Annotated in this window: 12 protein-coding genes; 4 read left to right on the forward strand and 8 right to left on the reverse strand. The window is 62.2% G+C overall.

Annotation, left to right across the window (positions count from 1 at the left end; translation table 11 throughout):
- The first annotated feature begins 75 nt into the window (after nucleotides 1-75).
- The 4 genes from PUT78_RS06145 to PUT78_RS06160 all read left to right on the forward strand — a co-directional run bounded on the left by PUT78_RS06145 (nucleotide 76) and on the right by PUT78_RS06160 (nucleotide 4,675).
- Complete coding sequence (locus PUT78_RS06145) at nucleotides 76-399, forward strand: sarcosine oxidase subunit delta (protein WP_274351362.1); 324 nt, start codon at nucleotides 76-78, stop codon at nucleotides 397-399.
- Nucleotides 396-3,410, forward strand: a complete 3,015-nt coding sequence (locus PUT78_RS06150; RefSeq protein ID WP_274351363.1) for a sarcosine oxidase subunit alpha family protein — start codon at nucleotides 396-398, stop codon at nucleotides 3,408-3,410. Before PUT78_RS06145 ends, PUT78_RS06150 begins: the two co-directional genes overlap by 4 nt.
- Entirely contained in the window at nucleotides 3,403-3,969 is a 567-nt protein-coding gene (locus PUT78_RS06155; RefSeq protein ID WP_274351364.1) for a sarcosine oxidase subunit gamma, read from the forward strand. Before PUT78_RS06150 ends, PUT78_RS06155 begins: the two co-directional genes overlap by 8 nt.
- A gap of 106 nt (nucleotides 3,970-4,075) precedes the next feature.
- On the forward strand, nucleotides 4,076-4,675 hold the full coding sequence (locus PUT78_RS06160; RefSeq protein WP_274351365.1) for a superoxide dismutase: 600 nt from the start codon (nucleotides 4,076-4,078) through the stop codon (nucleotides 4,673-4,675).
- Nucleotides 4,676-4,962: 287 nt separating this feature from the next.
- Here PUT78_RS06160 and PUT78_RS06165 read toward each other — a convergent pair whose 3' ends face one another.
- From PUT78_RS06165 to PUT78_RS06200, 8 genes are all read right to left on the reverse strand, one after another.
- Nucleotides 4,963-5,892 (reverse strand): AEC family transporter, encoded by a 930-nt coding sequence (locus PUT78_RS06165; RefSeq protein ID WP_274351366.1) that lies wholly within the window; start codon nucleotides 5,890-5,892, stop codon nucleotides 4,963-4,965.
- On the reverse strand, nucleotides 5,892-6,692 hold the full coding sequence (locus PUT78_RS06170) for an MBL fold metallo-hydrolase (protein WP_274351367.1): 801 nt from the start codon (nucleotides 6,690-6,692) through the stop codon (nucleotides 5,892-5,894). Before PUT78_RS06170 ends, PUT78_RS06165 begins: the two co-directional genes overlap by 1 nt.
- A complete protein-coding gene (locus PUT78_RS06175; RefSeq protein ID WP_274351368.1) occupies nucleotides 6,692-7,477 on the reverse strand; it encodes a TatD family hydrolase in 786 nt (261 codons plus the stop codon). The genes PUT78_RS06170 and PUT78_RS06175 overlap by 1 nt, the downstream gene beginning before the upstream one ends.
- Nucleotides 7,478-7,496: 19 nt before the next feature.
- Nucleotides 7,497-8,597 (reverse strand): DNA polymerase III subunit delta', encoded by a 1,101-nt coding sequence (locus PUT78_RS06180; protein WP_274351369.1) that lies wholly within the window; start codon nucleotides 8,595-8,597, stop codon nucleotides 7,497-7,499.
- On the reverse strand, nucleotides 8,594-9,241 hold the full coding sequence (gene tmk, locus PUT78_RS06185) for a dTMP kinase (RefSeq protein ID WP_274351370.1): 648 nt from the start codon (nucleotides 9,239-9,241) through the stop codon (nucleotides 8,594-8,596). The genes PUT78_RS06180 and tmk overlap by 4 nt, the downstream gene beginning before the upstream one ends.
- Before the next feature lie 2 nt (nucleotides 9,242-9,243).
- Entirely contained in the window at nucleotides 9,244-10,428 is a 1,185-nt protein-coding gene (locus tag PUT78_RS06190) for a D-alanyl-D-alanine carboxypeptidase family protein (RefSeq protein ID WP_420793472.1), read from the reverse strand.
- Between the two features lie 87 nt (nucleotides 10,429-10,515).
- Nucleotides 10,516-11,505 carry an SPOR domain-containing protein gene (locus PUT78_RS06195; protein ID WP_274351372.1) on the reverse strand — a complete coding sequence of 330 codons (990 nt, stop codon included), beginning with the start codon at nucleotides 11,503-11,505 and terminating at the stop codon, nucleotides 10,516-10,518.
- Nucleotides 11,506-12,004: 499 nt separating this feature from the next.
- On the reverse strand, nucleotides 12,005-13,663 hold the full coding sequence (locus PUT78_RS06200; protein ID WP_274351373.1) for an NAD+ synthase: 1,659 nt from the start codon (nucleotides 13,661-13,663) through the stop codon (nucleotides 12,005-12,007).
- Nucleotides 13,664-13,771: the final 108 nt, after the last annotated feature.

Consider the following 13,771-nt stretch of genomic DNA (forward strand, 5'->3'; position numbering starts at 1 on the left):
CGCCAAAGCCGGGCGTCGTCAGACGTCCGGCTTTGGCATGCCCGGTGCCTGCGCCGGGTCGCGAAAGGTTTGCCCATGCTAACACTCACCTGCCCTTGCTGCGGCGTGACTGCCGAAGAAACCGAATTCAGCCCCGGCGGCGAGGCGCATCTGAAGCGCTTTGGCCCCGGATCATCGGATCAGGAATACGAAGCCTATATGTTCAACCGCAAGAACCCGCGCGGGGTGCATTTTGAACGCTGGCGCCACGCCTATGGTTGCGGCAAGTGGTTTCTGGCCGCGCGCTGCACCATGACGCTGGAAGTCTTTGGCACCTATGCTGCCCAGACGCTTGAGCCGCCTGCCGAAATCGTCGCGAAAATCAAAGACAGACATCCCGGATGGGAGGGGTATTCATGAGCCATCGCCTGCCCCATGGCGGCCGGTTGATCGACCGCGCGCAGCCACAGAATTTCACCTTCAACGGCAAATCCCTGACAGGATTTCGCGGCGACACTGTGGCCGCGGGTCTGCTGGCCAATGACCAGATGTTGCTGGGCCGCTCGTTCAAATATCACCGCCCGCGCGGGGTTGTGGCAGCAGGGGCGGAAGAACCCAATGCCATGCTGGGCCTTGGGCAGGGCAACCGGTATGAACCGAACCAATGCGCCACCACGACCGAAATGTTCGACGGGCTGCAGGCCCAAAGCCAGAACCACTGGCCCAGTCTGGAATTCGACCTGTTATCGGTCAACAGCCTTATGCCGCAATTCCTGACGGCCGGGTTTTACTACAAGACCTTCATGCGTCCGCGCGCCTTCTGGAAACATGTCTATGAACCCATCATCCGCCGCTCTGCCGGGCTGGGCAAGGCACCGGACAAGGACGCGCGTGACCCCGACCGCTATGAACAGGTTTACGCCTTCTGCGATATTCTGGTCCTTGGTGGCGGGATCGCGGGGCTTCAGGCCGCGCTGAGTGCGGCGCAGACCGGGGCAAAGGTCACGCTGTGGGAACAGACTGCCCATTGGGGCGGGCGCGCGCCTGTGGATGGCATGCAGATCAACGGCCAGCCCGCACAGGACTGGATTGACGCCACAGTGGCGGCGCTGCAGGCGATGGAGAATGTTCAACTGCGCACCCGCTGCATGGGCGCGGGCGTGCATGATCATGGCTATGTGCTGGGCTACGAACGTATCGCCGACCACATGCCCGGTACAGATGCGCCCCGCCACCGGTTGTGGCGCATGCGCGCGCGCCAGATCATTACGGCCACCGGTGCTATTGAACGCCCGCTGTCATTTGCGGGAAATGATGTGCCCGGCGTGATGCTGGCATCCGGCCTGCGTGACTATATCGTCAATTACGCCGTGGCACCGGGCCAGCGCATTGTCGTTGTCACCAATAATGACGATGCCTATCGCAGTGCCATCGTTGCGGTTGAAGCAGGGCTGGACGTCCCCGCCATCATCGACCCGCGCCCGGTGGTGGACGGCGATTTGCCCGCCCGTGCCCGTGCGCTGGGAATCACCGTTCTGGAAGGCCGCGCCATTCGCAAGGTGAAGGGCGGCAAGCGCGTCACCTCCGTCGAAATCTGCCGTCAGGACAGCAGCGGCGGCGTGGTGGAACGCAGCATTGACTGCGACGCGGTTGCCATGTCCGGCGGCTGGTCGCCGGTGGTGCATCTGTGGTCGCATTGCGGTGGAAAATTGCTGTGGGATGACGCGGGCAGCTTCTTCCGCCCCGACCCCGCGCGCCCGCCGCTGGGCGCGGATGGCGCGGGTTTCGTGCGCGCCTGCGGGGCGGCTAACGGGCATCTGCAGGATGTGCTGGCTGACGCGCATGGCTGCGCACAGGCATGCGCACAGGCCACGCAAGCGCCGGGCCAGCCCGATGCGCCCGCGCAGATGGAAACACCTGCTGAGGCACCGATGCAGGCGGTCTGGATGATGCCGGCGCAGGCCAGCTATGATCTGCGCATGAAAATGTGGCTGGATTATCAGAATGATGTGAAAGTGTCCGACGTGCAACTGGCTGCGCGCGAAGGGTATCAGTCTGTTGAACACACCAAACGCTACACCACATTGGGCATGGCGACGGATCAAGGGAAGCTAAGCAATATCAACGGTTTGGCAATCCTGTCTGATGCGCTGGGCCAGCCTATTCCGGCGACCGGCACAACCACCTTCCGCCCGCCCTATACCCCGATTTCCATTGGTGCCATCGCGGGCGAAGCGCGCGGGCCGATTTTCCAGCCCCTGCGGCGTAGTCCGGTGCATGACTGGCATTCGGCCAATGGTGCGGATTGGGAACCCGTCGGTCAGTGGCGGCGGCCCTTTGCCTATCTGCGGGCAGGTGAAACACGTCATGATGCCGTCAACCGTGAAGTGAAAAACACGCGCGAAAATGTCGGGCTTCTGGATGCCTCCACGCTTGGGAAAATTCTGGTGCGCGGGCCGGATGCAGGCCGTTTTCTGGACATGATGTATACCAACATGATGAGCACGCTGAAGCCCGGCAAATGCCGTTACGGGCTGATGTGCAACGAAAACGGTTTCCTGATGGACGACGGTGTCGTGGCGCGGCTGGATGAGGACAGTTTCCTTGTCCATACCACCAGTGGCGGTGCGGATCACATTCATGGCTGGATGGAAGACTGGCTGCAATGCGAATGGTGGGACTGGCAGGTTCACACGGTCAACCTGACCGAACAATTCGCGCAATTCGCGGTTGTCGGCCCCAAAGCGCGCACGCTTCTGGAACGCCTTGGCGGCATGGATGTCAGCCGCGATACGCTGCCTTTCATGGAATGGTGCGAAGGCACGCTTGGCGGGTTTGACGCGCGGGTGTTCCGCATCAGTTTCTCGGGCGAGTTGTCCTTTGAAATTGCGGTGCCCGCCGGGCAGGGCCGCGCCTTCTGGGACAGGTTGATGGCGGAAGGGGCCGATCTGGGCATCATGCCATATGGCACCGAAACCCTGCATATTCTGCGCGCTGAAAAAGGCTTCATCATGATCGGCGATGAAACCGATGGCACGGTCATCCCGCAGGATCTGGGGCTGAACTGGGCGATCAGCAAGAAGAAGGCGGATTTCCTTGGCAAACGCGGCATGGAACGCGAAGCCATGGTCAACCCTGATCGCTGGAAACTGGTGGGCGTGGAAACGCTTGACGGGTCGGTATTGCCGCATGCGGCGCTGGCGGTGACGGGCGGCAAGAACGCCAACGGGCAGGCGCAGACCGAAGGGCGGGTTACATCGACCTATTATTCCGCCAATCTGGGGCGTGGCATTGCCATGGCACTGGTGCGCAATGGTCCCGACCGCATGGGCGAGGTGCTGAATTTCGCAGGTGATGCGGGCAAGGACATCAAGGCGCGGATCATTGATCCGGTATTGATTGACAAGGACGGAGCGAAGCAAAATGTCTGACATGTTGAACAGCGCGCTGCCGGGGGCAGGTTTTGCAGGTTTCGTCACGGTGAATGAGGCGGGCCTGCGCGGGATGATCACCCTGCGCGGGGACCTGTCATCACCAGTGCTTGCGGGCGTATTGAAGGATGCGATGGGGCTGGACATGCCCGCACAGCGCCGCGTGACACAAGCCGGTACCGCGTTCGCGGCCTGGATGTCACCGGATGAATTGTTGCTGATGCTGCCCTATGATCAGGCGGGCGCGATGGCGCAGAAACTGGCCGGCGCGCTGGCGGGTGAATTTGCGACTGTGGCCAACGTGTCCGATGCGCGGGCGGTATTCACGCTTCAGGGCGCGGCTGTCTTTGATGCGCTGGCCAAAATCTGCCCGGTGGATTTCAGCGATTTTGCCGAAGGCGATATTCGCCGCACCCGCGCGGCGCAGGTGGCCGCAGCGCTCTGGGTATCGGGCGCTGATCAGGTGACGCTGGTGTGTTTCCGGTCGGTCGCGCAATATATGTTCGACCTGCTATGCGCAGCAGCGGCACCCGGTTCGGAACCCGCGCTTTATGCCTGACAAATCAAGGTGGTTGGCAGGAATCCGCCCCGCGCCCCTTGACGTTCCGGTATTCAGGGCTCTTATTCAGGGCAGTCGCGAACCAATAACCGAAAAGAGGTAGACCATGGCTTTCGAACTTCCTGACCTTCCGTATTCGCATGATGCGCTGGCCGATCTGGGCATGAGCCGCGAAACACTGGAATTCCACCATGACATCCACCACAAGGCCTATGTTGACAATGGCAACAAGCTGATTTCCGGCACCGAATGGGAAGGCAAATCGGTTGAAGACATCATCACCGGCACCCATCAGTCCGGCGCTGTGGCGCAGACCGGCATTTTCAACAATGCCAGCCAGCACTGGAACCATGTGCAGTTCTGGGAAATGATGGGGCCGGGCACAGGCGGCATTCCGGGCGAACTGGAAAAGGCACTGACCGAAAGCTTCGGGTCCGTTGACAAGTTCAAGGAAGAATTTGCCGCTGCAGGGGCCGGTCAGTTCGGGTCGGGCTGGTGCTGGCTGGTCAAGGACAGCGACGGGTCACTGAAAGTCACCAAGACTGAAAACGGCGTGAACCCGCTGTGCTTTGGCCAGACAGCACTTCTGGGCTGCGATGTGTGGGAGCACAGCTATTACATCGACTTCCGCAACAAGCGTCCTGCTTACCTGACCAACTTCCTTGAAAAGCTGGTCAACTGGGAGAATGTTGCATCGCGCATGTGATTGCGGCTTAAGACGGATAGAAAAGGGGCACCCATTCGGGTGCCCCTTTTTTGTTGGTACCCCCGCGTGGGGCAGTGTCATATCAGCAGGTAGCGCAGGGCTGGATGAATATGGCCGTTTGCGGACCCCCATAGCGCCAGCGACATGCCAAGCCTTGAATGCCGGAATATGCCGCCTGCATAAAGTGAGCTTCTACAACGCCGGGCCGGTAGTCCCCGGCCCACCGATGGCGCGGGCTTCATGCAGGCCCCTTCCTTCAGGCCACGAACCACCCATAGCGCCCGCAATCAGGGCAATATCTGCAACCAGACCCACCCTGTGACAATAACCCCCGCAGTGCCGATCAGCACCGCCGATGCCGCCACACGTTTTGCCCGCCCGTAAAGATTGGCAAAGACATAGGCATTCACCCCCGGTGCCATCGCCGCCGTGACCACGGCGGACCGCATGCCCTGGGTGCCTACACCCAGCAGATGCGCCAGCCCGAAGGTGATGGCGGGATGCACCACCAGCGACAGCGTGACAACAAAGCCGATGGTGCGCAGATCCCCTTCGGGACGGTAGCGGTACAGCACCCCCCCCAGCCCGAACAGCGCCGCAGGCAGGGCCGCACGCACCATCATGTCCAGCGCCTGATCCATGACACCGGGAATGGGCAGGCCGGAAAAGTTGACGATGAACCCAAGCGCGATGCCGATGACCAGCGCGTTGCGGAACATCGCTTTCAGCACCCGCAAGCCGGTGTCGCGCAGCCGCCCGCCACGGTTGCGTACCAGTTCCATCGCGGTGATGCCGATCCCGTAACAAATGGGCGAATGCACTGCGATGATGGCGAAATTCGCGGCCAGCGCATCACTGCCGTAGGCGCGTTCGGTTATCGGTAACCCCAGCAACAGCGAATTGGAAAACAGCGCGACAAAACCGATGACAACGCAATCTTCCCAGTCGCGTTTGAACAGCAGCCGCGCCCCGCCAAACCCAAGCCCGAAACAGATGATCGCGCCGGCATAGAAGCTGGCCAGCAGCCGCAGGTCGAAATCCTGCCCCAGATCCAGCCGCGCGATGGCCACGAACAACAGGCAGGGGATGGCGAAATTCTGCGTGAACAGCACCACGCCGTCCACATGGGAATCCGTGATCAACTGGCGCCAGCGCGCGATATAGCCAAAACCGATAATCAGAAAAACCGGAAGAATGACATTCGCCAGCGCCTGCATCAGATATCCAGCCGCAGTATCATGCCATCAAAGGCAGGGGTTACATTATCCGGGGTTTCCGTGTCTACTGTCACATAGTCCAGATCAAGATGCATATTCGTCAGCACCGCCTGTCTGGGGGCCGCACGGGCGATCCAGTCCAGCGTCATGTCCAGATGTGCATGGGTCGGGTGGGGTCTGCGGCGCAACGCATCCACAATCCAGATATCGAGGCCCTGCAGCAGCGTCCAGCTTTCGGGGTAAATCTCGACCACATCAGGGCAATAGGCCAGCCCGCCCACCCGGAAACCAAGCGCGTCAATGGTGCCGTGATTCAGCCGCATCGGGTGCAGCACCAACGCGCCGCCCGCCCCATCGATGGTAACTGCGCCATCAATCGTATGCATGTCCAGAATGGGCGGATAGGGGGAACCCACCGGCTGCGTGAACGCATAGCCAAAGCGTGAATACAATGCGTCCTGTGTCGCCCCATCGGCCCAGACAGCCAGCCGCTGGCCGGTGTTGAACACAATCTGTCGCAAATCATCTATGCCATGGACATGATCGGCATGCGCGTGGGTGAACACTACGGCATCCAGCCGCGCCACACCCGCATCCAGCAATTGCGCGCGCATATCGGGCGATGTGTCGATCAGCACCTGCGTGCGCCCCCCCGCATCGCTGATACGTTCCAGCAGCAGTGAACAGCGGCGGCGGTTATTGCGCGGGTTTTCCGGGTCGCAATCGCCCCAATGCCCACCCAGACGCGGCACCCCGCCCGATGACCCGCAGCCCAGAATGGTGACGCGCAGTTCCGCCATTACGCAGCCTTCCAGAACAGGCGGTCAAAATTCTTCGATGTCGCGGCGGCAAAATCAGCGTAGGTCATGCCGAAAGCCTTCGCCGCGACTTCTGCAGTATGAACAGTATATGCCGGTTCATTGCGCCTGCCGCGATGGGGGGGCGGGGCCAGATAGGGCGCGTCGGTTTCTACAAGAATCCGGTCCAGCGGCGCGGCGGTGAAAATCTCGCGCAGCGCCCCGCTTCTGGGAAAGGCCGCAATCCCCGACATGGACAGATAGAACCCCAGCTCCAGCGCTGCCTGCGCCAGCCCCTCGCCGGATGAAAAACAATGCATCACGCAGGTATAGGGACCGGCGCGATATTCATCGCTCAGAATGCGGGCCATGTCGTCATCCGCATCGCGGGCGTGAATGATCAGTGGCAGGCGCGTCTGGCGTGCCGCTTCAATATGGGTGCGCAGGCTTTCTTGCTGACTGTCCTTGCTGTCGGCGGTGTAGTGATAATCAAGACCCGTTTCGCCGATGCCCACCATTTTCGGGTGTTCGGCCAGTGCCACCAGTTCCGCGACACTTGCCATGGGTTCATCGGCCACGCTCATCGGGTGGGTGCCCGCGGCGAAAAACACGCCGTCATAGGTTTCCGCAATTGTCTGAACCTGCGGCAGGTTGCGCAATTTGGTGCAGATTGTCACCATGCGCGTAACACCGGCGGCGCGCGCGCGGTCAATCACGGCATCCAGTTCCGCCGAGAGTTCGGGGAAATCAAGGTGGCAATGGCTGTCAACGATCCGGGGTTGGGGCATGAACACTCCGCGCGTGTGATCAAAGGAACCTGCGTGCCTCTGTTTCGGTCTGCAAGACCATATCAAGCACCAGCGCGGCAGGGTCAAGGTTGACTGCGCGCCCATGCCTTGCGCGTGCCCCCAACCGCTGGGCCAGTTCGGCATAGGCGCGCGCGGCTGCATCATGGGGCGCAAGGCGGGCCAGCAATGCGGCTTCGCCTGCAACGGCTTCAGGCCCCGGACCCAGAATGCCCGCCCGCGCCAGCCGCGCCAGAAACAGATCATAGAGCGTCAGCAGCAGGTCAAACCGCGCGTCATTGCCTTTGCCTGTGGTCATGTCGGCCAGGGCAAGTGCGGCCTGCCGGTCCAGCCGTGGCAGCCCGGAAAACAGCGTGACAAGCCGCTGATAAATGTCCGCACCACCGCCCTGCGCCAGCGCAATCGCAGCGCCTACCGACCCGCCTGACAATTCCGCAAGGGCCGGGGGTGCATCGCTGATGCCCGCCTGTTCAAGTGCCGCTTGAAAGTCCTGCCCCTGCAACGGGTGCGTGCGCAATTCGCGGCAGCGCGACCGGATCGTGGGCAACAGCCGCGACGGCTGATGCGCGACCAGTAGCAGGGTTGCATTCGCGGGCGGTTCTTCCAGTGCCTTCAGCAGCGCATTGGCCGCGTTGGGGTTCATGTCATCGGCGGCATCGACTATCACCACGCGCCTCCCGCCATCTGCGGCTGAAAGCCCGAAAAAGCCGTGCAGTTTGCGCATCACATCCACAGTAATGTCGCGGCGCAGATTTCCCTTGTCGTCACGTCCGCGCCGGATGACCAGCAACCCGCCATCCGCGCCCGCGCGCAGTCGCCTGACTGTAGGGTGGTCTTCGGGCATGTCCAGCGTGTCGGGGGCGAACATGCTGCCGCCGTCCAGCGGACTGGCCAGAAGGAAGCGCGCCAGTTTCCACGCCAGCGTGGCCTTGCCCACCCCGCGCGGGCCGCAAATCAGCCAGCCATGATGCAATCTGCCGGAATTGCAGGCCTGCAAAAAGGCGCGTTCTGCGGCCTGCTGGCCAAACAGAACCGGGGTCTGGCGGGGATGCGGTGCGCCGTCCAGCTGGTCGGGCAGGGGCAGCTCGGCGGTATCACTCATCCTGCGCGCCCGTCGATGAAACGGCGTGCAATGGCCAGCACATCGGCGCTGATTGCGGCCATGTCGCGGGCGCCGTCAATCACCTGCACGCGGTCAGGGGCCATGCGCGCCAGGTCCAGAAACCCCGCGCGCAGCGCTTGCTGGAAATCCGCGCCCATATCCTCGAACCGGTCCTCGCCTGAATTGCGCGCCAGCCCGCGCGACAATGCGGCCTTGGCGTCCATGTCGATGACAAATGTCATGTCCGGTTCAAACCCGATGACCAGATCATGCAACTGGTCCACCAGGGGCCGCAGGCTGGCGCGTGCGGCCCCCTGATAAACGCGGGTGGAATCGGCGAACCGGTCGGAAATGACGATCGCCCCGCGCGACAATGCGGGCAGGACGGTTTTTTCCAGATGGTCGCGGCGCGCCGCATTGAACAGCAGGATTTCGGTTTCAGGAGACCAGCGGTCTGCGGTCCCTTCGACCAGCAGGCGGCGGATGGCTTCGGCTCCGGTGGACCCGCCGGGTTCGCGTGTCAGCACGACATCGCGCCCGTCCTGTTGCAGGGCCGTTGCCAAGGCGCGGGCCTGCGTGGATTTGCCCGACCCGTCAATGCCTTCGAATGTCAGGAAAATGCCGGTTCCGGGGCGTTGCAGCATGCCTAATTCAGGGCCTCTTGTCCGGCGCCGCGAATTTTGGTGAACAGCCGTGACGCTGCCGCCTGCGCCCGCACGGTGAACCCGCCTTCGGCCACATCCGCGCCCGCGACCAGCGGAATACGCATCTGTGCCATGTCGGGAATATCCACGACCAGTTCGCCAAGCTGCGTCCCTGCCGCGACAGGCGCAGGAACCGGCCCATCATAGACAACGCGCGCGTCCAGATTGCGTGCGCCGATTGCAGGCACCAGAATGCGCGCTTCTTTTGCGACCACAAGCGGGACGCTGTTTTCCGCACCCAGCCATACGGGTGCCCGCGCGATCACTTCGTCTTCGCGGGCGATGGTGACCTGTGCGAACTGGCGAAAGGCCCAGTTGATGATGGCTTCAGCTTCCTGCACGCGGGCGCGCTCGCTTTCCAGCCCGCCAAAGGCAAAGATGATGCGCCGCTCCCCTTGCTGCACCGACCCGGTCAGGGAATATCCCGCCGCAGAGGTGTAGCCGGTTTTCAGCCCGTCCAGCCCGACACCGGCCCCCAGAAGCGGCACGCGGTTGGGTTGTGTAATGCCATTCCAGGTGAATTCCGGTTCCGACAGATAGGGGTAGTATTGCGGATAGGTGTTGATGATATGCTCTGCCAGAATAGCAAGGTCGCGCTTGGACATCAGGTGGTTGGGGTCCGGCCAGCCGGAGGCATTGGCGATAGAGGTGTTGCGCATTCCCAGTTCGCGGGCACGGCGCGTGGCCATCTGGGCGAAGGCATCTTCGGTGCCCGCCAGCCCTTCGGCGACGACCACTGTTGCGTCATTGCCTGACAGCACCGCGATTCCGCGGATCAGGTCTTCGGCAGTGGGGCGGTCGGTCGGTTCCAGAAACATGCGTGATCCGCCCATCTGATAGGCGCGCGGCGATACAGTGAAGGTCGTGTCCAGCGACAGGCGTTCATCTTCCAGTGCTTCGAACAGCATCAGCAATGTCATCAGTTTTGACATCGAGGCCGGTGGCAGGGGCACATCCGCCGATTTTTCCAGCAGCACGGTTCCCGTGGTCAGATCGCGCACATAGGCCGATGTCGCGCTGGTTTCAAACCCCGCGACGGTTTGCGCCACGGCCTGCATACCGTGACCTGTCAGACCAAGCCCTGCGCAGGCAAGGCCAAGAAGATGGGTGCGAAGGAAGTTGCGCATCATGTCGTTCCTGCTTGCTGTCAATCTGTCTTGTCCATGTCTGCACAGGCGCAAGGCAGGCTGTTCGTCATTATCATCATGCCCGGTTTAGCGGCGCACGGCGTATGCGTCATTGAACCCCAAGCCTTTGACTTGTTCAAGTAGCTGTTGGCGTTCCTGCGATGTGGCTGCCGGGCCAGCCGTGACCCGCCAGAACGCATTGCCCTGCGTGCTTCCGGCGTGGACGCGCGCGGACAGTCCGGCTGCGCTGGCCATTTCCTGTGCGCGCCGGGCATTGGCCTCGACACTGAAAATGCCAAGCTGGATATAGGGACGGTCCAGCGCGGATTGTGCTGGTGGCGCCTGTGGGGCTGGCATGACCGGCGCTGCACTGACCGGCGCAGGCATGGGCGCGCTGTCGGCAAGGGCAGTGGTGTCCACACCGTCTGTCACTGTGTCTGGCTGGGCATCGCGCCTGAAAATGCGCGAGAACAGCCCACGGCGCGGCTGCGCCACATCTTCGGGGGGCAACGCGATAGGCGTGCCTGTGTCAGCGATGTCCGGTGCGACCGCGGCTGTGGCCATTGGTTCCGGGGTGCTTGCCGGGGCAGGGGGGGGCGGTCCGGGTGCGGCATCTGCGGCTTGCATTGCGTCAGTGCTGCCTGCGGTTACGGCGATTTCCTCGCTGCGCAGTGCGATAACTTCAATCCGTGTGGGCGCACCGGCCAGCATGGCCACGGCTGCGGCTGCATCGGCAGAGACCTGAAACACAGGCCCCGGATTCATGCGTTCGCGCCGGAACAGCGCGCCGATGGTTTCCTGCCCGTTTTCGGTATTGCGGATGATCACGCGCTCGGGGTCGCGCACATCGGGATGGGCAACCCAGACCCCGCCAAGCGACGGGCGGCCATCCCAAAGCCCTGCATCGCGTTTTGAAAAGACATTGGGCGCCTCGATATCGCGTTCCGCGGTTTGGGCCGTCCGGCCAGCACCGCCATCGCTGCGGGCGTTGTCGCCACCAGTGCCATCCAGACAGGCCGCAAGGCCGACAGTCAGAACCACACCCATACCAAACCGAAATAAACGACTGCTTCGCATTCTGCCCTCTTTGCCATTGTTCCGGCCTGATCTTGTGTCAGGTTACCGGGATGCGCCTGTTTGGCGACATGGCGCATCTATACACCATGGCGTGTGATTTCCACAGTCCAAAACCTGCACCCCGGTGACATCCTGCGCATTTTACCGGCTGCATGTGGCAAGGGAAAGCTACAGTTGCGTGAACGCCGGGGCGGGTCAGGTCGACAGGGCGTGTTTTCCGGGGGCTGGCGTGAAACAGGCGTTGGGGCAGATCAAGGCGCGGGACAACGGCCGCAGGCTGGCCCACGCCACAGGTCTGGCCGTCCCGCGGCCTGCCGGTTTTGCTGGCGCTGATTTAGTCCCTGCATGTCAGGATTGTGCCGCCTGCATAAAGTGAACTTCTATAACGCTGGACCCGCAGACCCCGGCCAGACCTGTGGCGCGGGCTTGGTGCGCGGGCTTGGTGCGCGAATATCCGTCTCACTCCAGAAAGAATCTTACCCCTGATCTGATCACCACCCTAGCTGTTGTCACGCCAGCGATTGACCATCGGATAGCGCCGGTCCAGCCACAAGGCGCGGTTGCCAAGCCGGGGGCCGGGGGCGGCCTGATACCGCTTCCATTCCGAGATATAGATCAGGTGTTCCACCCGCTTGACCGTGTCGCGATCAAACCCCTGCGCCACCAGATCGGCCACAGGCAGGTCATTGTCGATCAGCCCCTCCAGAATGGCATCCAGCACATCATAGGGCGGCAAGCTGTCATCATCGCGCTGATCCTCGCGCAGTTCCGCTGACGGGGGTTTGTCGATGATGCGCGCCGGAATGGCCTGCCCCTCGGGCCCTTTCATCCAGTCGCGGAAATTGGCGTTGCGCCAGCGGCAGGTGTCAAAGACGCGGGATTTATACATGTCCTTGATCGGGTTATAGCCGCCATTCATGTCGCCATAGATCGTGGCATAGCCGACGGCCAGTTCGGATTTGTTGCCAGTTGTTAGCAACAGCGCCCCGGTCTTGTTGGACACCGCCATCAGAATTGTTCCGCGCAAGCGCGATTGCAGGTTTTCTTCCGTAACGTCGGGGTCACGGCCCGCAAAAAGCGGCGCAAGGGCGGCTGTCAGCGCGGCGCGCGGGCCTTCTATGCCCACCTCGTCCAGATGTGCCCCAAGGCTGCGCGCCAGTTCGGCGGCATCTTCCAGCGAATGCCCGGATGTGTATTCCGATGGCAGCATGATGCAATGCACGTTCTGCGCGCCGATCGCGTCTGCGGCGATGGTCGTGACCAGCGCCGAATCAATGCCACCCGACAGGCCCAGAACCACCTTCGCAAACCCCGATTTACCCAGATAGTCGCGCAGCCCCACGACCATGGTGCGGTAGTCCTGTTCCAGCGCATCAGGCAGATGCGCCAGCGGACCGGGTTCCGCGCGCCACCCGTCGGGGGTGCGGGTGAAATCCAGCGTGGCGATGGCTTCGTCATGTGCGGGCAGTTGCAGCGCCAGTTTCCCGCCCGGATTCAGGACAAAACTGGCCCCGTCAAAGACCTGATCATCCTGTCCGCCCACAAGGTTCAGATAGATCAGCGGCAGGCCGGTTTCCGTGACACGCGCCACCATATGGGCCAGCCGTGTGTCATAGCGGTCCCGCGCATAGGGCGACCCGTTGGGCACCAGCAACAGCTCCGCCCCTGATTCTGCCAGCGCCTCTGCCACGTCATCAAACCACGCATCTTCGCAGATGGGTGTGCCGATGCGCAGCGGTCCCGCAACATAGGGGCCGGAAATGTCGCCCGATGCGAACAGGCGCTTTTCGTCGAATACGCTTGTATTGGGCAGATGGTGCTTACGGATCGTGGCACGGATTGCCCCGCCGCCAAGGACCGCCCAGCAATTGTACAGCGCCCGGTCCTGAACCAGCGGCACGCCGATTCCCATCAGCGGACCATCAGCGCAATCCTGCGCCAGCTTGTCCAGTGCGGCACGCAGATCAGCCTGAAAAGCCGGTCGCCAGACCAGATCTTGGGTCTGATAGCCCGACAGGAACATTTCCGGCAGCGCCAGCATATCCGCGCCTGCATCGCGTGCCTGTTCCCATGCGTTACGCGCACGCGCGGCGTTCCCGGCAATATCCCCTAGAACCGGGTTCAGTTGCCCAAGCGTCAGGCGAAAGCGGTCTGTCATGAAATCGTCCCGGAAGCTGATATTTGGCATCACATACCATGTTGTTCGCCCAAGGAAAGGGGGGCAAGGGCAAAGGAAAGCTCTTGCCAGCCTGAATGCCCCTGACTA

Source organism: Roseinatronobacter alkalisoli, assembly GCF_028745735.1.
Taxonomy (GTDB): domain Bacteria; phylum Pseudomonadota; class Alphaproteobacteria; order Rhodobacterales; family Rhodobacteraceae; genus Roseinatronobacter; species Roseinatronobacter alkalisoli.

Coding starts and splice junctions, on each gene's coding strand:
- PUT78_RS06145 (WP_274351362.1), top strand. CDS start 76: ATGCTAACACTCACCTGCCCTTGCTGCGGCGTGACTGCCGAAGAAACC.
- PUT78_RS06150 (WP_274351363.1), top strand. CDS start 396: ATGAGCCATCGCCTGCCCCATGGCGGCCGGTTGATCGACCGCGCGCAG.
- PUT78_RS06155 (WP_274351364.1), top strand. CDS start 3,403: ATGTCTGACATGTTGAACAGCGCGCTGCCGGGGGCAGGTTTTGCAGGT.
- PUT78_RS06160 (WP_274351365.1), top strand. CDS start 4,076: ATGGCTTTCGAACTTCCTGACCTTCCGTATTCGCATGATGCGCTGGCC.
- PUT78_RS06165 (WP_274351366.1), bottom strand. CDS start 5,892: ATGCAGGCGCTGGCGAATGTCATTCTTCCGGTTTTTCTGATTATCGGT.
- PUT78_RS06170 (WP_274351367.1), bottom strand. CDS start 6,692: ATGGCGGAACTGCGCGTCACCATTCTGGGCTGCGGGTCATCGGGCGGG.
- PUT78_RS06175 (WP_274351368.1), bottom strand. CDS start 7,477: ATGCCCCAACCCCGGATCGTTGACAGCCATTGCCACCTTGATTTCCCC.
- PUT78_RS06180 (WP_274351369.1), bottom strand. CDS start 8,597: ATGAGTGATACCGCCGAGCTGCCCCTGCCCGACCAGCTGGACGGCGCA.
- tmk (WP_274351370.1), bottom strand. CDS start 9,241: ATGCTGCAACGCCCCGGAACCGGCATTTTCCTGACATTCGAAGGCATT.
- PUT78_RS06190 (WP_420793472.1), bottom strand. CDS start 10,428: ATGCGCAACTTCCTTCGCACCCATCTTCTTGGCCTTGCCTGCGCAGGG.
- PUT78_RS06195 (WP_274351372.1), bottom strand. CDS start 11,505: ATGCGAAGCAGTCGTTTATTTCGGTTTGGTATGGGTGTGGTTCTGACT.
- PUT78_RS06200 (WP_274351373.1), bottom strand. CDS start 13,663: ATGACAGACCGCTTTCGCCTGACGCTTGGGCAACTGAACCCGGTTCTA.